The 21,192-nt window shown below is 37.6% G+C and carries 16 protein-coding genes; 7 read left to right on the top strand and 9 right to left on the bottom strand.

The window, feature by feature from the left end:
* Window position 1: 1 nt before the first annotated feature.
* Window positions 2-184: a CPXCG motif-containing cysteine-rich protein gene (locus AEQU1_RS04855; RefSeq protein WP_111879553.1), complete on the bottom strand. Its 183-nt coding sequence runs from the start codon at window positions 182-184 to the stop codon at window positions 2-4.
* A 115-nt stretch (window positions 185-299) separates the two neighbouring features.
* A complete protein-coding gene (locus AEQU1_RS04860) occupies window positions 300-2,210 on the bottom strand; it encodes an ABC-F family ATP-binding cassette domain-containing protein (RefSeq protein ID WP_111879247.1) in 1,911 nt (636 codons plus the stop codon).
* A 170-nt stretch (window positions 2,211-2,380) separates the two neighbouring features.
* Between AEQU1_RS04860 and AEQU1_RS04865 the strand changes: the two genes are divergently transcribed.
* Window positions 2,381-2,653 carry a DUF983 domain-containing protein gene (locus tag AEQU1_RS04865; protein WP_309300246.1) on the top strand — a complete coding sequence of 91 codons (273 nt, stop codon included), beginning with the start codon at window positions 2,381-2,383 and terminating at the stop codon, window positions 2,651-2,653.
* 14 nt (window positions 2,654-2,667) lie between these two features.
* Here AEQU1_RS04865 and AEQU1_RS04870 read toward each other — a convergent pair whose 3' ends face one another.
* The 7 genes from AEQU1_RS04870 to topA all read right to left on the bottom strand — a co-directional run bounded on the left by AEQU1_RS04870 (window position 2,668) and on the right by topA (window position 12,291).
* Window positions 2,668-3,720: an FAD-binding oxidoreductase gene (locus tag AEQU1_RS04870; protein ID WP_111879249.1), complete on the bottom strand. Its 1,053-nt coding sequence runs from the start codon at window positions 3,718-3,720 to the stop codon at window positions 2,668-2,670.
* A 132-nt stretch (window positions 3,721-3,852) separates the two neighbouring features.
* A complete protein-coding gene (gene gldN / locus AEQU1_RS04875) occupies window positions 3,853-4,752 on the bottom strand; it encodes a gliding motility protein GldN (RefSeq protein WP_111879250.1) in 900 nt (299 codons plus the stop codon).
* A gap of 24 nt (window positions 4,753-4,776) precedes the next feature.
* Window positions 4,777-6,354 carry a gliding motility protein GldM gene (gldM, locus tag AEQU1_RS04880; RefSeq protein WP_111879252.1) on the bottom strand — a complete coding sequence of 526 codons (1,578 nt, stop codon included), beginning with the start codon at window positions 6,352-6,354 and terminating at the stop codon, window positions 4,777-4,779.
* Between the two features lie 44 nt (window positions 6,355-6,398).
* Complete coding sequence (gldL, locus tag AEQU1_RS04885; RefSeq protein WP_111879253.1) at window positions 6,399-7,049, bottom strand: gliding motility protein GldL; 651 nt, start codon at window positions 7,047-7,049, stop codon at window positions 6,399-6,401.
* 75 nt (window positions 7,050-7,124) lie between these two features.
* Window positions 7,125-8,498, bottom strand: a complete 1,374-nt coding sequence (gldK, locus tag AEQU1_RS04890; protein WP_111879255.1) for a gliding motility lipoprotein GldK — start codon at window positions 8,496-8,498, stop codon at window positions 7,125-7,127.
* 113 nt (window positions 8,499-8,611) lie between these two features.
* The gene (locus tag AEQU1_RS04895; protein WP_111879256.1) at window positions 8,612-9,775 is read right to left on the bottom strand and encodes a formimidoylglutamase; all 1,164 of its coding nucleotides are present in this window, start codon (window positions 9,773-9,775) and stop codon (window positions 8,612-8,614) included.
* Window positions 9,775-12,291, bottom strand: coding sequence for a type I DNA topoisomerase (gene topA, locus AEQU1_RS04900; protein WP_111879258.1), 2,517 nt, complete (start codon window positions 12,289-12,291; stop codon window positions 9,775-9,777). Before topA ends, AEQU1_RS04895 begins: the two co-directional genes overlap by 1 nt.
* Before the next feature lie 246 nt (window positions 12,292-12,537).
* Here topA and miaB point away from each other — a divergent pair, with 246 nt between their 5' ends.
* The 6 genes from miaB to secA all read left to right on the top strand — a co-directional run bounded on the left by miaB (window position 12,538) and on the right by secA (window position 21,103).
* Window positions 12,538-13,983, top strand: a complete 1,446-nt coding sequence (gene miaB / locus AEQU1_RS04905) for a tRNA (N6-isopentenyl adenosine(37)-C2)-methylthiotransferase MiaB (protein WP_111879259.1) — start codon at window positions 12,538-12,540, stop codon at window positions 13,981-13,983.
* A gap of 43 nt (window positions 13,984-14,026) precedes the next feature.
* Complete coding sequence (locus AEQU1_RS04910; protein ID WP_111879261.1) at window positions 14,027-14,902, top strand: hypothetical protein; 876 nt, start codon at window positions 14,027-14,029, stop codon at window positions 14,900-14,902.
* A gap of 33 nt (window positions 14,903-14,935) precedes the next feature.
* Window positions 14,936-16,213, top strand: coding sequence for a sigma-54-dependent Fis family transcriptional regulator (locus AEQU1_RS04915; protein ID WP_111879263.1), 1,278 nt, complete (start codon window positions 14,936-14,938; stop codon window positions 16,211-16,213).
* Between the two features lie 372 nt (window positions 16,214-16,585).
* On the top strand, window positions 16,586-17,158 hold the full coding sequence (locus AEQU1_RS04920) for a cob(I)yrinic acid a,c-diamide adenosyltransferase (protein WP_111879264.1): 573 nt from the start codon (window positions 16,586-16,588) through the stop codon (window positions 17,156-17,158).
* Between the two features lie 142 nt (window positions 17,159-17,300).
* Complete coding sequence (locus AEQU1_RS04925) at window positions 17,301-17,522, top strand: DUF2795 domain-containing protein (RefSeq protein ID WP_014782927.1); 222 nt, start codon at window positions 17,301-17,303, stop codon at window positions 17,520-17,522.
* A 221-nt stretch (window positions 17,523-17,743) separates the two neighbouring features.
* The gene (secA, locus tag AEQU1_RS04930) at window positions 17,744-21,103 is read left to right on the top strand and encodes a preprotein translocase subunit SecA (protein WP_111879266.1); all 3,360 of its coding nucleotides are present in this window, start codon (window positions 17,744-17,746) and stop codon (window positions 21,101-21,103) included.
* Window positions 21,104-21,192 lie beyond the last annotated feature (89 nt).

Here is a 21,192-nt window from a genome sequence, read left to right on the forward strand (position 1 = left end):
GCTATTGACCAATATCAATTGCGGAAAAGCCAATAAGTACGCCATCTTCAAAAGATATTTCAAGCTCGATTGGGTTGCAACAAATTTCGCAATCCTCTATATATATTTGGTGCCGGACGGAAGCATCAAGCAACATCGAAATTTCTTCCCAACAATGCGGACATTGAAAAAAATGTTCATACATAATTATAATTTCAGTGAAGCAATCTTTTGAAACTTTGGAAAGCAAATCACCTGAATCAAATTGATTTTATCTTTTATTTTCTACTTATTAGATTTTCTGAATCTGAAAATACAGTTTAAGATAGCGATTCTACTGTTTCCTGGAAAACTTCCCAGTCTTCCATTAGCTTTTTGAGCAGTTTCTTTTTTTCTTGGTATTTGTCGAAAAAGTGAGGCTTGGCAATGGTTTCTTCGTAATTGATAAGCATTTCGGTATCAATATTCGCAATTTCCTTTTCCAAAGAAGCTATTTTTGCTTCCACATTACTCAATTTATTTTTAGCAGATTTTATTTTTTTCTGAATTTCGTATTCCTCACCGGCACTTCTTTTTTCTTTTACTTCGGAAACAACCGTTCTTTTTTCAGCTTCGCGAAGGTTTTCAAGATTTCGTTGTTCAAGGAAGTAATCAATGTCACCCAAATATTCTTTAATGTGATGATCCTTGAACTCATAAACCTTATTGGTTAAACCTTGCAAGAAATCACGATCGTGCGAAACCAGAAGTAAAGTGCCCTCAAAACTTTTAAGCGCATCTTTCAATACGTTTTTAGATTTTATATCTAAGTGGTTTGTTGGCTCATCCATTACCAAAACATTAAAGGGCTGCAACAATAATTTTGCAAGTGCCAAACGGTTTCGCTCACCACCACTGAGTACGCGGACGTATTTTTCAACTTCATCGCCCCGAAAAAGGAATGAACCTAAGATGTCTCTCACTCGACTCCGGTTCTTTTCATTTGCGGCGTCAATCATTGTATCTAATACCGTTTTACTACCATCTAAATAATCTGCTTGATTTTGTGCAAAATATCCAATCTGTACATTGTGACCCAAAGTGAGTTTGCCACTGTATTCTATTTCATTTACAATAATTTTCGCCAACGTAGATTTTCCCTGCCCGTTTTGTCCTACAAAAGCAATTTTACTCTCGCGTTCTACTAAAAGGTCAACGCCATTCAAAACATTTTTATCGCCGTAGCTCTTTGATATCTTTTGAGCTTCAATCACTACTTTCCCTGGGGAAATAGAAATTGGGAAACGAAGTGTCATAACACTATTATCATCCTCATCAACTTCAATGCGGTCAATTTTATCCAATTTTTTTATGAGTGATTGCGCCATTGTGGCTTTACTCGCCTTTGCACGAAATTTATCAATCAGCTTTTCAGTCTGCTCAATCTGCTTTTGCTGGTTTTTTTGTGAAGCCAATTGCTGTTCGCGCAGTTCATTACGAAGCACTAAATACTGAGTATATGGTTTGTTGAAATCGTAAATTTTACCGAGGGAAATTTCTATTGTACGATTTGTAACATTATCCAAAAACATTTTATCGTGCGAAACAATTACAACCGCACCCGTGTAACCTTTTAAAAAATCTTCCAACCAAAGAATGGATTCAATATCCAGGTGGTTAGTGGGCTCATCCAATAAAAGAATATCGTTGTTTTGAAGCAATAATTTCGCCAATTCAATTCGCATACGCCAACCGCCAGAAAAGGTTTCTGTGAGTTTTGTAAAATCTTCACGTTGAAATCCCAAACCTTGTAAAATACGTTCAGTCTCGCCTTGGTAGTTATAGCCACCATGAATTTCGTATTGGTGCTGCACCTCATTCAAATCTACCATCAGCTGATGGTAGGTATCACTTTCATAATCTGTTCGTTCTGCAAGCTGGTGGTTAATTTCGGCTAAATGTTTTTCCAGTTTTTTAATTTCTATAAAAGCCTCATAGGATTCCTCCAAAACAGTTCGCCCTTTTTCAAAATCGATATCCTGTTTTAAAAAGCCGATTGAAATTTCCTTATCGGTCGCAATTTGACCTGTATCATATTCCTGTTCTCCAGCAATAATTTTAAGCAACGTAGACTTGCCCGCACCATTTTTTCCAACCAAACCTACACGATCGCCAGGTTTTAATTGGAAGGTTATTTTTTCGAACAAATAGTCACCTTGAAAGGAAACTGAAAGATTATGAATATTGATCATTTAAAAGGACTAAAATTTTTGCAAAGATGCTTATTTTTGTGATGCTAAAAAAACACATTATGCAATTCCTCAAAAGCACAAAACTCTACAGCATTTTTACTGGAAAATGTCCCGTGTGCCATAAGGGCGAAATGTACTTGGAAAAAAACCCCTACAAAATTTCCAAATTAATGGAAATGCACGATCATTGTAGCCACTGTGGTAAAAAATTTAAAATAGAGCCATCGTTTTTTTTCGGGGCTATGTATGTAAGTTATGGCGTTGGGGTTGCAATTTCAGTTGCAACTTTTATAATATCTTATTTCATTATAGGGATTGACAGAAATTATTCTTTTCTAGCAATAATTTTAACTTTGGCAATATTATTTCCCCTAATTATTAGAATTTCAAGAAACATCTGGATTAATATATTCGTTGACTTTGACGAAAAGGCTGCTAAATAAGTTTTAGCAAAAAACTATTTCCAGCGAATTACTCTTTTAATATCCATTTCCTTATCTATTGAAATATCATTTTCAACATAATTATAGAGTATTTCTGAAAGCAATGGCGCCATTAAAAATCCGCGTGACCCCAATCCATTAAAAAAGATAAGGTTTGGGTTTTCTTCAAAACTCCCTAAAAGCGGTCTGTGGTCTTTGGTTGTTGGCCGTACTCCTGCAGTTTGCCCAATTAGCTCAAAGGGACAATTTATAAAACTTTTCACTTTTACAAGAATTTCTTCTTTAGCAATTTCAGTTATATGAATACTATAATCATCACGGCTATAGGTTGCGCCAACTTTATACTCATCGTTTCCTAAAGGGATTACATACATAGACCCCTTTAAAAGCACATCCAATTTCAATAAAGGAGCTTTAATTATTAAATACTCACCTTTGTTTCCTATGATTGCTTTTTTTGGAAAAAATGGATTGTCAATTACTTTTGAACCTTCCGTAAAAATGATTTTTTTAGCTGAAATGTTTTTATAAACTACGGTGTTCTCTTTCTGCTGAATTATTTCATATTGAAATTCTTCAGGAAGCAGGACTTTTAGACTTTTCAAATAATTGCGATAGCTGATTAGTAATTTTTCGGGAAGAATCTGGGCAGTTCCCAAAACCTCACCAAAACCAAGGGGAGCTTCTACTGCGACATTTGTACTTTTTGAAAATTTTGAAGAAAGAAAGTCTTGCAATTCCCATTTGTCGCTAGCAACGGTCCAATTATTTTGCTCTTCAATACTTTTAAAAATTCGTAGAATTGGCGTTTTTACAAATATATTTTCTTGAAGCTTTTCGGAAAGTCGATGGTAGAAATCAACAGCAACTGGGAAAAAAGCAGAAGCGTTCCAAGCCGCTGTGAAGCGTTTAAGAACCGTTGGGTTAAAAACGCCTCCAGACTTTGCCGTAGAGCCTTCTTCGCCGTTATCGATAACCACAAAGCTCTTTCCGTGCTTTTGAAGTTGCTCACAGAAACTAATTCCGGCAATACCTAGGCCGACGATTATATAATCTACTTTTTTCATTTTTAAAATTTGAGCTCTCCTCCACTCTGGTTTTCAATCATGAGATTCCCACATTCGTGGGAATGAAAAAACCCTTCAGTTTCCGAAATGGAACTTGAAGGGTTTTCTTCAAATTATGGATGCATTAATTGATTAATAATTCCACAAATCTATTTCAATATTTCGTATTTGTTCTTTGATTCTTTCAGATTCCAACAATTGCATAAGTGCGTTGTCATTGATGTAATCTTTCACGTTTCTATCGCCCTGTACGTTATCTTCTTTGTAAATAACAGCGTTAAAACGACGTGAATTCAACAAGTGATCATAAGAAATTGGCTGCGAAGTATTCTTTCTATTGAAAGCCTTGGCTTCGTGTAAAACTTCACGTGTTCCTGGAAACCAAATCCAAAATAGCTCAACTTTAGAGTCAAGACCATCCTCTGGATATGCTTTGGAACGTGCTTCATTCGCCACTGGGCAGATACCTAATAAACGATATTTAAGCTCACCTTGGCGTTTGTCTAAATACCAGTAACCTCTAATGTGCCAGGCTTCAATATCACCCGCATCCAATGAAAAACGACGCACGTATTGTGGATCTACAGTGCCTTCGGCATTGTATTGCTCAATACCTAAATCTGTAGTATCACTGTAAACCAAAGAGGCTTCAATATCCTTCAAGGTACGTTTTTCAGTAAAATATGAATCTGCATATACATTTTCAATTTTGCCATTTTTGATGTTTTTCACCAAAACGTCATAAAGCGAACGTCTGTCTGCGCCTATGTTGTTTGTATCTATAGGATAATACAGAGGAAAATTTACTCTTTCATCAAGATCAATAATTTCCCAAGTTGTTTTGGACCATAATACATCGCGTTCGTCCGTATAACCATACGGCAAAGGCTCATCATTATCATAAGCAATTTGTGCTTCGGTCTTTTTTCCTATATCCTCAGGGGTCTTGGCATTAAGAATATTTACCTGTGCGCTAGCACCAGCAACCATTCCAAAACCAAAAACACATAAAACAACATTTTTAAAATTCATACCGATAGGGGTTTTATACAAATACTAGTTTGTCAATTCAATAATTACTGGAGAAATCTTTTTCAATTTATAACCTGAATTTCCTGCAAGATTTGCATTAATGTCAAAAACTTGAACAGCATCTCCACGCTGTGCTCTTCTTAATGCACCTTTAGCAGCTGCATCCAGTTTAGTTCCGTTTACTTTAACGGTTGGCTGTCCAGAAACTTTAAAGCTAAATCCAGTTACATTAATATTGAGTTCAAAATCAAAATCTTGCAATATTGCAGAAATAGTTGATATTTCAAGACCTCCACGTTCCATACGAACAATTCCAGTTTCTCCACGAATGGCACCTACTGGTGGCGGAATGTCTTTGATACGGAATTCAGATTTAGAACCAACTGGTTTGCCATCAGGCAATGTTCCATTTGCCGAAATCATAACAGTTCTACCTGTTCCTGGACGCATCACATATTTGCTTCCAGAAACTTTTGAAAGACCAGGTGCTGATGCGTTTACCTTATTATCAGGTATACCAGGAATAGAAACCGTCATCGGGTTATCTACACCACGATATACTACGTTCATCTTATCTGCAGCAATTACTGCTGAGTTTGGTAAAGAGATTGTAGCAAAAGAGCGGTCAACAGGAACCTCTGTTACTTCACCACCTTCACCATAAAATAATGTTCCAGCAATTTTGTGATCTCCAGGAGAACCTGCATTTACGTTCATTTTTACTTTTCCTCCTTCAAAGGTGTAATCTGTACCTTCCACAAGTTTTCTTCCGTCTAATGTAAGTTCAGCTTTTTGTGGTTTTGTGCTTTCATCTGTACGGCCCAAAACAATAGCCCCGTCAAACTTTTCACCAGAATAATACGCTGATTTTGAAGTTTCCATCAAAGTAGAGTAGTTACTGAAAGATAAAGCTGCTGCTTGTTGACCAGCTAACATTCTTTGTAAAACTTCACTTTTGGTAGTTTTTATATCTGCTTGAATCTGAGTCAATTTTGTTAAAGATGCTACTAAAGGAAAACCTTCGTAGTTATAATTTAACCAAGCTACTTGCTTACCATCACGGTTAGTTACTTCAGATGTAGAAAAATTAGCTTGGATAGACTTTTTGATGTCCTCAATACCCGCAACTTTTGCTAGCGCAGTATCAGATAAAACAGCTATCATCTCGGTGCGATATTTATCTAACCTATTCAAAAATTCTTGTCCGCCTTCTTTATACTTATCTCCTGTAAAAAACAAGTTGTTAAAATAATCTGCTTTGTCCATTACTTCGTAATCTTTTGGATCTTCTATTTTCTCAATAGATGCAGATTTAAGAGTCGTAATATATGAATCCAAATCGTCAGATATTTGAGATACCTGATCTGCTTTTGCTTTAACAGCTGCATATTGTGCTGGTTCATCAGCAGCTTTAACTGCTAACCCATCCATAAAAGCAGAGTTTCGCTGTGTAGTAGCGACGTTAGCGTCTTCAATTTTTTCATTTAATAATCCAAAAGCAGATAATACTTCTTTGGACATGTTTAATGCAAGCATCGCAATGAAAACCAGATACATTAGGTTAATCATCTTCTGCCTTGGGGATAGTTTTCCTCCTGCCATTTTTATTCTTCTTTAAAGATTAATAATTAAGGTGAAAACCTATCTTAGTTTCTATTAGTCATTGCAGTAAGCATACCTCCATAAACACCGTTCAATGAAGAAAGGTTAGTAGCTAAGTGCTGCATTTGTTGTTTTAGCTGATCAGCATTTTCAGCGATTGCTTGATTTGCTTCAGTTTGACGGCTTGTTGATTCAATTTGAACTTTATACAAACTGTTTAGCGAATCCATTTGAGCTGCAGCAAGTGCCATTTCCTCACTGTATTTTTTAGTTGAGTTCATTGCATCAGCAGTAGGAGCCATACTTTTTGTAGCACCTTCAAAAGAACGTATGCTTGTAGAAAGACTGTTCATCAATTCTGAATCGATGCGTGCATCTTTAAGCATTTCGTCTAATTTTTTAGACAAAATTCCCTGTGCATCTTCTGGTTCTTTAACTCCTTTTCTATTAGTTACGGCACCGCCAGCCAATTCAGGGTAAACCAATGACCAATCTAGATCATCATCTACGGGTTCAAATGCGGATATAGCAAAAATAATTGCCTCAGTGATAAGTCCAACAGCTAAAAGAATACCGCCATTTAAAGGACCAAGCTCCCAGTGAAGAATTTTGAAAAGTGCTCCTAAAATTACAATAGATGCCCCAAGGCCATAGGCCATGTTAAATAATTTTTTTTGTGATTTTGCTTGTGCCATAATTAGTTAAGTTTTAATTGAGGTGTATTTAGTTAAGGTTAATATATTTAAGGTTGATTTGGTTTATTTACCGTTTTAACGTGCGTCGCCTAGCTTATCGTTAAGTGTAACGTCGGTCCCCATATAATCCTGTACAGTTCTGAAGCCAATGTAACTTCTTGCAGAATCTGCATATTCATAATCACGGGTACTAACTTGAAGGAAATATGCAACGTCTTTCCAAGAACCTCCTCTTACTACTTTTCGCATATTGTCAGGATCGTTCACGTTTGGATTCATTGTAGAAGTATAATCATAGGAAGCAGGATCATAAGAAGAAGCCACCCATTCAGCGACATTTCCTGCCATATTATAGAGGTTAAAGTCATTCGGCTCATATGCATCGGCTTCAACAGTATAAAGTGCTTGATCGGCAGCATAATCACCTCGTAATGGTTTGAAGTTTGCCATAAAACAACCACGGTCATTCTTTGCATAAGGACCACCCCAAGGATAGGTTGCTGATTCTAGACCACCACGTGCAGCATATTCCCATTCTGCTTCGCCAGGAAGACGGAATGAATTCACGAAATTTTGCTTTTTAGATTTCTGGAAAGAGTTTTTATAAAGTGTTCTCCAGGCACAGAATGCCTTGGCCTGTTTCCAGCTTACACCAACCACTGGATAATCTCCATAGGCTTCGTGCCAGAAATAATCATTGTGCATTGGCTCGTTATAAGAATAGTTAAAATCCTTGATCCATACAGTGGTGTCAGGATAGATATTAAGCTCTTCTTTTTTAATGAAATCTTTTCGTCTCTTGGTCTTGTCTCTCGCTGCAGATTCAATATCCATATAAGTATATTGAAAATTCAATTTATTAACATCAATAGTACGTTGTCCATTATAGGCCTCCTCCGTTGGAATATACATAGTATCCATAACTTCAGAATAGAACTCATCAGGATATTCGGCGGTGTCCCAAATTAGATCAACTTTGTCATTCAACTTTCGTCCAGCGTAGTAATCTTCGCCCATTCCAAAATAGTTATCATACATATATTGTTGGTAGGGAGTCATTTCTTCATTCTCTTGATCAACAAAAGCAAATTCACCTATTCCACCATCTCCGGGAGTTGCGCCATTTTCATCAGCCATAATTGCAAGACGCAATCTAACTGTGGAATCTCTTACCCAATTTACAAATTGGCGATACTCAGCATTGGTGATTTCGGTTTCATCCATGTAAAAAGAACGAACGGTAACGGTCTTTGTTGGCGCATCATTTACAGCAACAAAATCATCATCACTTTTACCCATGATAAAGGATCCACCTGGGATTAGTGTCATTCCGTAAGGCTTTTGAGGATACCATTTTTTACCTTTTGCTCCAACTAATTCGCCCCGGTCTCCGGAGTTACAACTGAACAAAAAGGCAACAATCGCAGTTAATGCAATAAACTTCTTCATAGGTATTTAGGTTAAATTTCGAGATTCAAGGGCGTAAACCTATCTATAAAATTTCAAAAAAACAATTTTTTTTTGAAAAACCCTCAATCGCTGTTTTTACTTGGTTTGTTTGACTATACTTCATTTTTGTGGCGGGCTTTTAACCACCGCTCAGGAATTTCCTGATTACATGCACCCAAATATTCGCCATAAGTGCAAGGTAATAACGTTCGCCTTTTTAATTTATTATTAACATTTGAAATAAATGGCAAAACAATCCACCATCTTTCTGTTTTGTTACTCTTTTTGAATTCCAAAACCTCATCTTCAATAGGCACTTTATAGGATGTAAAAAGCTTTTCGTTATCGAATTCATCATCTTCAACCCTAAAATTAAACCCTTCAATAAAGTACCAAAGTATTTGGGCAATCAACATTGCTCCACTCCTGTTCTCTATGGAATCGTTTAATTCATAAACGCCAAAGGACTTAACTTTATTGCTAATACCCGCATAACGGGAAATTGCGCAAATTTCGCGACCATCAAAACCATTAGGGCTATCATTATTTCTAAAACTTAATTCTGCACTTTTTATTGCGGTTACATCTAAGGTCACCATATCTGCATCACGCATTATGGGCTCAACGATGGTAGTATCTGCTGAAATTTCGCCTAAGCGGTAGGCATCAAAGAAAAGTTTATCCATCAATACAATTTCCTGCGGAGCATTAAAGAAAGACTGATACCCCAAAATACTATAATTAAATAGATTGTAGGGTTGTTCAACAACCATTTTCCCTACATAGGATTTGTTTGATATTGGCAACTCAGCATTTCCTAAATCAAAGCGGTTGTCTATGTTGACAATATTAACCATATTGCCAAATTCATCAAAAGCACGATACTGTGCAAATGCCAAATCTTGACTTCCGCCGAGAATAAGCGGAACAATATCTTTTTTTAAAAGTGCTGCTATAACTTCTTTAGCAGCAAAACGAGAATCTTCTGCAGTTTCCCCTTTTTCAATGTCGCCGAGATCTATTATTTTGTAGTTCCAGTTTCCAGGATACAAAGAATATAAAGCCTTTCTGTAGGGATCAAAAGATATTTCACTTCCTATGAAATTAACATCTCCTCTGTTTTCCTTAATCCCGAGGATCGCAAACTTTACGCCTTTTAAATCTGGCAACTCCCCTATTTTGGAATGGGCTTCAATTTGTTTTCCTAACGTTCCGGGCGGCATAATTTCCCTGTTAGCCATTACTTTTTTTGAAACTGGGGATAAAAACTCTATCATTATTTTTTCTTGGCTGTAGCTTTCTTCTTAGTTGTAGTTTTCTTTTTAGCAGCGGTTTTCTTTTTCGGACTTTTCTTCTCAAGCAAACCTTTTGCTTCTTCCAACGTTATTTTATCAGCTTCAGTGCCCTTAGGCAGTTCCACTTTTGTTTTTCCTTTTATAAGATTGAAGCGGCCCCAACGCGCCTTTTCAATACGGATTTTCTCCTCGGGCCATTCATTGATTAACTTATCAATTTCTTTTTGCTTTTTGTCTTCAATCAATTCTTCAATATTCTCGTTAGAAAGATTGTCAAAATCATATTTTTTATTCACGTTGATGAACATATTGTTCCATTTTAAAAAGGGTCCAAAACGCCCCACCCCTTTTTGAACTGGCAGGTCCTCATACATATATATAGGAGCATCGGCCTTTTTCTTTTCCTCGATAAGTTCTTTTGCGAAAGCCATATCAACCTCCAAAGGATCCATTCCCTTAGGAAGGGAGATAAAGATTTTTCCGAAGCGAACGTAAGGGCCAAAACGGCCGTTATTTACCTCAACTTCTTCTTTTTCATAAATCCCTAAAGTCTTAGGAAGTTTAAAAAGATCCATCACTTCTTCAAAAGTAACCAAATGTAATTGTTGGTCCGGACGTAGACTAGCAAATTTTTTCTCCTCATCGTCTGGAGCACCAATCTGCGCCATTGGGCCATATTTTCCAAGGCGAACCAAAACGGTTCTTCCCGTCTCGGGATCTTCCCCAAGAATACGCTCCCCGCTTTCTCGCTCGGCATTTTCTTCAACATCTGCAACGCGTGGGTGGAATTCTTTATAAAAATTCTTCATCATCTTAGTCCACTCTTCCTTACCTTCAGCAATATCATCAAAATCCTGCTCTACTTTTGCAGTAAAATTATAGTCAAGAATATTTTCAAAATGTTCAACTAGAAAATCGTTCACAATCATTCCAATATCGGTAGGTACAAGTTTTCCTTTGTCAGAACCTACTGTTTCGGTCAAATTTTTGTCTTTAATGCTTTCCTTTTGAAGGGTTAGCTGAATATATTTTCGTTCAACACCTTCAATCGTCCCTTTTTCAACATAATTTCTGCTGATAATTGTTGAAATAGTTGGCGCATAAGTAGAAGGTCGGCCAATGCCAAGTTCTTCCAATTGCTTTACTAACGAAGCTTCTGTATAACGGTACGGAGGTCTGGTAAACCTTTCTGTTGCGGTAATATAATTATTCTCAAGAGTGTCGCCGTTTTTCATATTCGGAAGCATTCCCTCTTGTTCTTCTTCCTCAAAATCGGTTCCTTCCAAATATACTTTTAGGAAACCGTCAAATTTTATCATTTCACCATTTGCGGTGAAATTTTCTGAAACCTTTTCTTTTGAAAGCACATCAATCTTCACGTTTGTGCGCTCTAATTGCGCATCACTCATTTGCGAAGCTAAAGTTCGTTTCCAAATCAAATCGTACAGACGCGCTTGATCGTGATCGCCCGTAATGCTATGCAGACTCATATCAGTAGGACGGATAGCCTCATGAGCTTCCTGTGCGCCTTTGCTTTTGCCTTTGTAATCGCGGGGCTTACTGTATTCTTTACCGTATGAAGAAGTAATTTCTTTCTGCGCGGCATTTTTCGCATCGTTACTAAGATTCACACTGTCAGTACGCATATAGGTTATAAAACCAGCTTCATACAAACGTTGTGCGATGGTCATTGTTTTTCCTACTGAGAAATACAATTTCCGGGCAGCTTCCTGTTGCAATGTTGAAGTGGTAAAAGGAGCTGCTGGAGATTTGCTGGCAGGTTTTTTTGTGAGATCTGAAATTTTATAGGAAGCGCTCAAATTCTTCCGAAGAAACTCGCGTGCTTCTTCTTCGGTATCAAAATTCTTTGGAAGCTTAGCCTTAAATTGACTGCCTTCAACGGTAGTAAATTCAGCATCAATCCTGTAAGAACCAACTGGATTGAAAGCTTCTATTTCGCGTTCGCGCTCAACAATCAATCGCACAGCAACAGATTGTACGCGGCCTGCGGAAAGTCCGCCTTTCACTTTTTTCCAAAGAACCGGCGAAAGTTCATAACCAACCAAACGATCCAAAACACGACGCGCCTGTTGTGCATTTACTAAATTATAATCTATTTGTCGTGGATTTTCAATAGCTTTTAAAATGGCAGATTTCGTAATCTCATGAAAAACAATACGCTTGGTTTTCTCTTTATCAAGCTTTAATTCTTCAGCCAAATGCCACGCAATTGCCTCTCCTTCTCGATCCTCATCACTCGCTAGCCATACCATCTCAGCTTTTTTAGAAAGCGCCTTCAGTTCGGCGACTAATTTTTTCTTATCGCTGCTCACTATATATTTAGGTGTGAAATCCCCTTCTACGTCCACGCCCAATTCCTTGGACGGAAGATCCGCAATGTGCCCAAAACTGGAGGAAACCTTGAAATCTTTTCCAAGAAATTTCTCAATGGTTTTTGCTTTTGCTGGGGACTCAACGATCACTAAATTCTTTGCCATATCCTATATTGTTATGATTGCAAAAGTATATGAATTTTTTAATACGAATCATTTCAGCTGTGAAATTTGAAAATTACAATGGGAACCTTAGCTATAAAAAGACGAATATTGTCATCAATTTGTTATTAAATAATCATCAATTTAAGATTCCATTTAATCATTCTGCCACTTTGTCACCGTTTGCAATTATTGTATATTTGCCAGTTCAATGGTTTTAGTTTGAAATTACATTGAAGATTGATTTTTATGGAAAAGATAATTGACGAAAATACACAGGGAAACACGCTAACATTGGAGGCGCGGCCAGACAATTCCCGAAAATTATACATTGAAAGCTACGGCTGTGCTATGAATTTTAGCGATAGTGAAATCGTCGCTTCCATACTTGCAGACCAAGGTTACAATACAACGAACGTGCTTGAAGAAGCAGATTTGGTTTTGGTAAATACGTGCTCTATCCGCGATAAAGCCGAACAAACCGTCCGAAAACGTCTTGAAAAATACAATGCCGTAAAACGCATCAATCCGAAAATGAAGGTTGGCGTTTTGGGTTGTATGGCGGAACGTTTAAAAGAAAAATTCCTAGAAGAAGAAAAAATTGTCGATTTAGTGGTTGGGCCAGATGCCTATAAAGACATTCCGAATTTATTGAAAGAAGTAGAAGAGGGCCGTGATGCAGTAAACGTAATTCTCTCCAAAGAAGAAACCTATGGCGATATTTCGCCCGTGCGTTTGGGCGGAAATGGAATTACTGCTTATGTTAGTATCACCCGCGGTTGTGATAATATGTGTACTTTCTGCGTTGTACCTTTTACCCGCGGTCGTGAACGAAGCCGCGACCCGCAGAGCATTTTAAATGAAATAAACGATTTGGCCGAAAAAGGCTACAAGGAAATTACGCTTCTCGGGCAAAATGTAGATAGCTATTTATGGTATGGCGGCGGACTGAAAAAAGATTTTAAAAACGCTTCGGAAATGCAGCAAGCTACTGCTACAGATTTTGCTCAATTGCTTAATATGGCCGCAACAGCCCATCCAAAAATGCGCATTCGTTTTTCAACCAGCAACCCGCAGGATATGCACGAAGAAGTGCTACATATTGTTGCAAAACACGACAATATATGTAACCACATTCATCTTCCGGTTCAAAGTGGAAGTACGCGTATTTTAAAGGAAATGAACCGTCAGCACACGCGTGAGGAATATATGAAGTTGATCGATAGAATTTGGGAAATCATTCCAGATTGTTCCATTTCGCAGGATATGATTATTGGTTTTCCTACCGAAACCGAGGATGATCATCAAGAAACCTTGAGCTTGATGGAATATGTGAAATACAGTTTTGGCTATATGTACAAATATTCTGAAAGACCCGGAACAATGGCTGCTCGAAAATTTGAAGATGATATTCCCGAAGAAACAAAAAGCCGAAGATTGACTGAAATTGTTGATCTTCAGCAGAAACACAGCGCTCTTCGCACTGCGAGTTTTTTAGGCAAAACAGTAACTGTATTAATTGAAAAAGAATCAAAAAAAAACAAAGAAGAATGGAGCGGAAGAACGGAACACAATAATGTTGCTGTTTTTCCGAAGTCAACTTATAAAGCTGGAGATTTTGTAAAAGTAAAAATAACTGATTGTACTACTGCAACGCTTATTGGGAAAGCGGTTGGATATTCAGAAAATAATTAAATACAAAAAATAGTATCTTTAGGTATAACCAAAAATCATAGTTATGAGATATATTATTCTACTTAGTTTATTTTTTATTGTTTTAGGATGCTCCAACAATGACAATGATGTAGTTCAAGAAGAAGAGCAAGAACAAAACATTGAACTAAAAATAAAAAAGTTTACAATAACTGCTATTTATAATAACAACTGGCGCTTAGAATATTCTTTTGACGAAGAGGCTAAGCCAATACAATACTTTAGTACGCTTGATAGCATTAATGGAGTTAAAGTGGATATTTTATATAACGATTTAGGGCAATTAACAGGAGTTGTAGGTGTTTTAATTAATGAAGGCCAAACAACGCCTTGGCTACACACTGTAAACGAATATAACAGTTCCAATGAGCTTGAAAAAGTTAATAGATTCAACGAAAATGGCTCTGCTTTTGGATTGTTGACAGCTACCCATTATCAGGATAGCATTCAAGTAGAAAGAGAATTTGGTGAGGATGGTGATACTAATTATACTTTAATATTCGGAGCCAACAATCTACTAATCCAAGAAAATTTAGAATCCCACGCGTGGAATCCTAACCCTACAGTAACAAAGTACAGCTATAGCAACGGAAATCTTATTAATATAAATGAAGATAATGGCTCAAATATTTATAATATAAATTATGAACACGACGATAAAAAAAATCCCTTGCACCCTGTACTTACGAGAGATTACAAGACTTTTATTTTAGATGACATGGGTCTTTCATTAGCCTATAATAAGACATATTCTTTTTCAAAAAACAACATAACATCGTATAATGACTATGGTAATTTGCGCGTTATTACCTATCAATACAATGATTTGGGTTACCCAATTAGTGCTGAGGTATTGGTTGATGGAGAGTTAATTGAGAGATTCACTTACGAATATTATTAATAAAACAGACTCCTGCCTTTGCAGGGGTAATTTATGGAAAGCATACAAGCAACAAAACAACGTTTCGGAATAATAGGCAACGATCCAAAACTAAACCGTGCCGTGGAAAAAGCAATTCAGGTTGCGCCAACTGATATTTCTGTATTGGTTACGGGCGAAAGCGGCGTGGGGAAAGAAAGTATTCCGAAAATAATTCATTCGCTTTCACACAGAAAGCACGGGAAATACATAGCCGTAAACTGTGGTGCCATTCCTGAAGGCACGATAGACAGCGAACTTTTCGGCCACGAAAAAGGATCGTTTACGGGAGCCACGGCAGCACGAAGTGGTTATTTTGAAGTTGCCGACGGTGGGACAATTTTTCTTGATGAAGTTGGCGAGTTGCCATTGCCTACACAAGTTAGGCTTTTGAGAGTTTTGGAAAATGGCGAATTCTTAAAAGTTGGTTCTTCCGCAGCCCAAAAAACTGATGTCCGCATTGTGGCTGCAACCAACGTGAAAATGGCCGATGCTATCCAAAAAGGAAAATTCCGTGAAGATCTTTATTACAGATTAAGTACCGTGGAAATTAATTTACCACCGCTTCGTGAAAGAAGAGACGATATTCACTTGCTATTCAGAAAATTTGCGGCAGATTTTGCACAGAAATACAAAATGCCAACAATTAGGCTAACAGATCAAGCAACAGATTTATTATTAAAATATCGCTGGAGTGGAAATATTCGTCAGTTGCGCAACGTTGCAGAGCAGATTTCGGTTTTGGAGCAGAATCGCGAAATTTCTTATGACACTTTAAAACACTATCTGCCAGATATGGGCAGCAATCTTCCCGCAGTAGTAAATTCTAAAAAGGCCGAAAGCGATTTCAGCAGTGAACGCGAGATTCTTTACAAAGTTCTTTTTGATATGAAACGCGATGTTAACGATCTAAAAAAACTTACTTTGGAATTGATGAAAACCGGCAACGCTGCTAAAGTAAAAGAAGAACAATCTTCGCTTATCAATAAAATTTATTCAGAAGAAAGTGATGCAGAAGAAGAATTAGCCTCCATAATTGAAGAAGAAAACAATGACGACGATGCAGATGTGGAAGTTTTCAGTATTCCAGAAAATGCTTCAGATTCACGAAAAGATAAATATGAATATGCTGAAGACATTGAAGAAGAAGAAAATCTTTCCCTTCAACAAAAAGAATTAGAGCTCATTAAAAAATCCTTAGAAAAATACAACGGAAAAAGAAAAGATGCCGCCGATGAGCTGGGCATTTCTGAAAGAACGCTTTACAGAAAGATAAAACAGTACGATCTTTAGTGAGCAGTGAGTAGTGAGTAGTGAGTAGTGAGTAGTGAGTAGTGAGTAGTGAGTAGTGAGTAGTGAGTAGTGAGTAGTGAATAAAAATATTATCTCCCATTTCGTATTTCACGTTTCGTATTTTATCTTTGGAAAATGAATTTTGACCTTTCAAACCCTATTGTTTTAATTATTGGCGGAGTACTTTTTTTAGCCTTTCTGTATTTTTGGAATAAACGAAACACAACCAAGCAGCGAGAGCGAAAACAAAAAAGTTTTCGAAGCAGTTATTACGAAAGGAAAAAGGAACGGGAGAAAGAAAGTTGACAGCGATTACAACGCAATATTATTAGGGTTATTCGTAAATTTGAAACCCATAAACCAGAATCAACAATGAAAATTTATACCAAAACCGGCGATGCAGGCACTACTGCCCTTTTCGGCGGCACCAGGGTTCCCAAACACAATATGCGTATTGAAAGTTATGGTACGGTTGACGAACTTAATTCATATCTCGGATTGATACGCACCCAAGAAATTGATCAACACAGCAAAGAAATATTAATTCATATTCAAGATAGGTTATTCACCCTTGGTGCCATTTTAGCAACCGATCCAGCAAAGGCAAAATTAAAAAGCGGAAAGGAACGCTTAAACATTCCAAGAATTGAGAAAGAAGATATCGAACTCTTGGAAAAGGAGATGGATCTGATGAATGATTCCCTGCCACCCATGACACATTTTATTTTGCCTGGTGGAAATTCTACCGTGTCATATTGTCACATTGCCCGAACAGTTTGTCGTCGCGCAGAACGAAGAACAACGCTTTTAAATGAAAATGAGCCTATTAATGAACAAGTGCTCATGTATTTAAACCGACTATCTGACTACCTATTTGTGCTGGCACGGAAGTTGTCCAAAGACCTTAATGCGGAAGAAACACAATGGATTCCAAAGAAGCTATAATTTTTTTCTAAATTAAAATTTTAGAACACCTGATTTTCAGTTGTTTACATAAGTTCTTTAAAATATAGCAGAAATAATTGAGATTTTTCTTGACTTTTTGATCTAAAAAATTACTTTTGCAGAAAATTAAACCTAAAGTGCTATGTACTGGACATTAGAATTAGCATCCTATTTAAGCGATGCACCCTGGCCCGCAACGAAAGACGAATTGATTGATTACGCGATCAGGACTGGTGCTCCGCTAGAAGTAGTGGAAAACCTTCAGGCAATTGAAGACGAGGGCGACTCCTATGACTCTATTGAAGAGATATGGGCAGACTACCCTACAGACGACGATTATCTCTGGAATGAGGATGAATATTAATCCCAATATTTTGGGAAACATTTAAAAATAATATAAAAAGTCTCTTTTACGAGGCTTTTTTTTATTTAAAAAGTATTGAAAATTAAATGTCGTCACGAGGTCTGGTCGCTTTCTTAAGCTTCGCTTTGAATAACTAAATAGAGACTTAATTGACGATTGGAAACTAAATTAAAAATGACAAAACAGTGCTGCCGGGCAACACTTCAAAATAAATTAACATCATGGGATTATTAGATAATGTATTAAAAGTTTTTGTAGGCGATAAATCAAAAAAAGATATTGGCGAAATACAGCCGCTGGTAAACGAAGTAAAAAAGCACGAGGCAGTAATTGAAAAACTATCAAACGATGAACTTCGAGCGAAGTCAGATTTCTTTAGAAAAGAAATAAAGGATGCCCAAAAAGATGTGCAGGACCAAATTGATTCTCTTGAAAAACAATCTGAGGAAGAGCAGGATATCAATAAAAAAGAAGATCATTACAACCAGATTGACAAACTGAAGGATGAGCGCTACGAAATTGAAAAAGTGACCCTTAACAAAATACTTCCCGAAGCCTTTGCTGTGATGAAAGAAACCGCAAAACGCTTTAAAAATAACGAAACCATTACTGTTACCGCGAGCCCATTTGATCGCGAAATTTCTGCAAACAAAGATTACGTTACTCTTGATGAAGATAAAGCCATTTGGAAAAATTCTTGGGATGCCGCTGGAAAACCCATTACTTGGGATATGGTTCACTACGATGTTCAACTTATAGGAGGGGTTGCCCTTCACGAAGGTAAAGTAGCTGAAATGCATACAGGGGAAGGAAAAACTTTAGTTGCAACACTTCCAATGTACCTAAATGCTCTTGCAGGAAATGGAGTTCACCTTGTAACCGTGAACGACTACCTTGCAAAACGTGATAGCGCTTGGATGGCGCCATTATTTGAATTCCACGGAATGACTGTTGATTGTATAGACAATCACCGTCCCAATTCAGCAGAGCGAAGAAAGGCTTATATGTCTGATATTACTTACGGAACCAATAACGAATTTGGCTTTGATTATCTGCGTGACAATATGGCCCACGCACCCGATGATCTTGTGCAGCGTCCGCAGCACTATGCAATTGTGGATGAGGTAGATTCCGTTTTGATTGATGATGCACGTACCCCACTTATCATTTCCGGGCCCGTACCTGAAGGAGACCGCCACGAATTCAACGAACTTAAACCTAAAATTAACGATATCGTTGAGGTTCAGAAAAAATATCTGACCGGAGTTTTAGCTGAAGCAAAAAAACTGATTAAAGAAGGCGATGTTAAAGAAGGTGGTTTCCAATTGTTACGTGTATACCGTGGGTTGCCAAAAAACAAAGCACTTATTAAATATCTTTCCGAAGAAGGAGTGAAACAAATTCTTCAGAAAACGGAAAACCATTATATGAGCGACAACAACCGTGAAATGCCAAAGGTTGATGCCGAACTTTATTTTGTAATAGATGAAAAAAACAATCAGATAGAGCTTTCAGACAAAGGTGTGGACTATCTATCTGGCGAAGGTGATCCAGATTTCTTCGTAATGCCAGAAATTGGTACCGAAATAGCGGAAATTGAAAGAAAAGGTCTTGAAAAAGAAGAAGAAATTGCTCAGAAAGACGAGCTTTTCCGTGAATTCTCTGTAAAAAGCGAGCGCATACATACAATGAATCAGCTTTTGAAAGCCTACACTCTGTTTGAAAAAGATGACCAATATGTGGTGATGGAAAACAAGGTGATGATTGTTGATGAGCAAACTGGCCGTATTATGGATGGACGCCGTTACAGCGATGGACTTCACCAAGCAATTGAGGCCAAGGAAAACGTAAAAATTGAAGCTGCAACACAGACCTTTGCAACCGTAACACTTCAAAATTATTTCAGAATGTACCGCAAACTTTCGGGGATGACGGGTACAGCAGTTACAGAGGCTGGCGAACTTTGGGAAATCTACAAGCTGGATGTGGTTGAGATTCCAACAAACCGCCCCATTGCACGTTTTGATCGCGAGGACAAAATTTACAAGACAAAAAGAGAAAAATACAACGCCGTTGCAGAAGAGGTTACAGCCCTTTCAAAAGCAGGAAGACCTGTTTTGATTGGTACTACTTCCGTGGAAATTTCAGAATTGCTTAGCCGAATGTTGAGCATCCGTAACATTCCGCATAACGTTTTGAACGCAAAACTTCACAAACGCGAGGCAGATATTGTTGCTGAAGCTGGAAAAAGCGGTATTGTAACCATAGCTACCAACATGGCTGGTCGTGGTACTGATATTAAATTGAGTGACGAAGTGAAAAAAGCCGGTGGTCTTGCTATTGTAGGTACGGAGCGTCACGATTCAAGACGAGTGGACAGACAGTTGCGTGGGCGTAGTGGGCGTCAAGGAGATCCGGGAAGCTCACAGTTTTACGTTTCTTTAGAAGATAACTTGATGCGTCTTTTCGGAAGTGAGCGAATTGCAAAGATGATGGACCGTATGGGCTTGAAGGAAGGCGAAGTGATTCAACACAGCATGATTTCAAAATCCATTGAGCGTGCGCAGAAAAAAGTAGAAGAGAACAACTTCGGAATCCGTAAAAGATTGCTTGAATATGATGATGTAATGAACGCCCAACGTGAGGTTGTTTACAAACGTAGATATCATGCGCTATTTGGAGACCGTCTTCGTGTGGATATTGCGAATATGATTTTTGACACCGCCGAAGTAATTGCCGAGAGCAACAAAATGGCCCAGGATTATAAGAACTTTGAGTTTGAATTGATCCGTTTCTTCTCCATGAGCTCCCCTATTTCTGAAAAGGAATTTGAGAAAATGGACAGTAAGGAAATTGCTGGGAAAGTTTATAAAGCCGCTTATCTTCACTATCAAGATAAAATGATACGCAATGCCGAAATGGCTTATCCTGTAATTAAAAACGTTTACGAAACGCAAAAGGACAAATACAAACGAATTTTGGTTCCATTTACCGATGGTGTAAAAACCTTAAACGTGGCCACCGATCTTGAAAAAGCTTACGAAAGTGAAGGAAAGCAATTGGTAAACGATTTTGAGAAAAACATTACCCTTGCCATTATTGACGACGCTTGGAAAACGCATCTTCGCAAAATGGACGAATTGAAACAATCTGTTCAACTTGCAGTGCACGAACAGAAAGACCCGTTGCTTATTTATAAGTTTGAAGCATTTGAACTTTTCAAAGCAATGATTGAGAAAGTGAATAAAGATGTTATCTCATTCCTTTTCAAAGGTGAATTGCCGCAGGAAAATCAACAACAAATACAAGAAGCTCGCGAAGTAAAACAAAAAGAAAAGTTGAGCGAGCAAAAAGACGAGATTCCAAATATGGACGAACGTGCAGCACAGTCTCGCGCTGCAGGCAACACGCAACCCCAACATCAACAAAGAACCGAAACCATTACACGTGAACGCCCAAAAATTAACCGTAACGATAAAGTGACCATTAAGCACGTAATGAGCGGTGAGAACAAAACGATGAAATTTAAACAAGCTATCCCGATGCTTGACAAAGGTGATTGGGTTTTGGTTGACGAATAAAATTTCAAAACTTAAAGTAAGAATCCCGAAGTATTTCTTCGGGATTTTTTTTATGAAAAAAAGTTATCTTTATTTGAATTTGGAATAAG

Source organism: Aequorivita sp. CIP111184, from assembly GCF_900489465.1.
Lineage (GTDB): Bacteria > Bacteroidota > Bacteroidia > Flavobacteriales > Flavobacteriaceae > Aequorivita.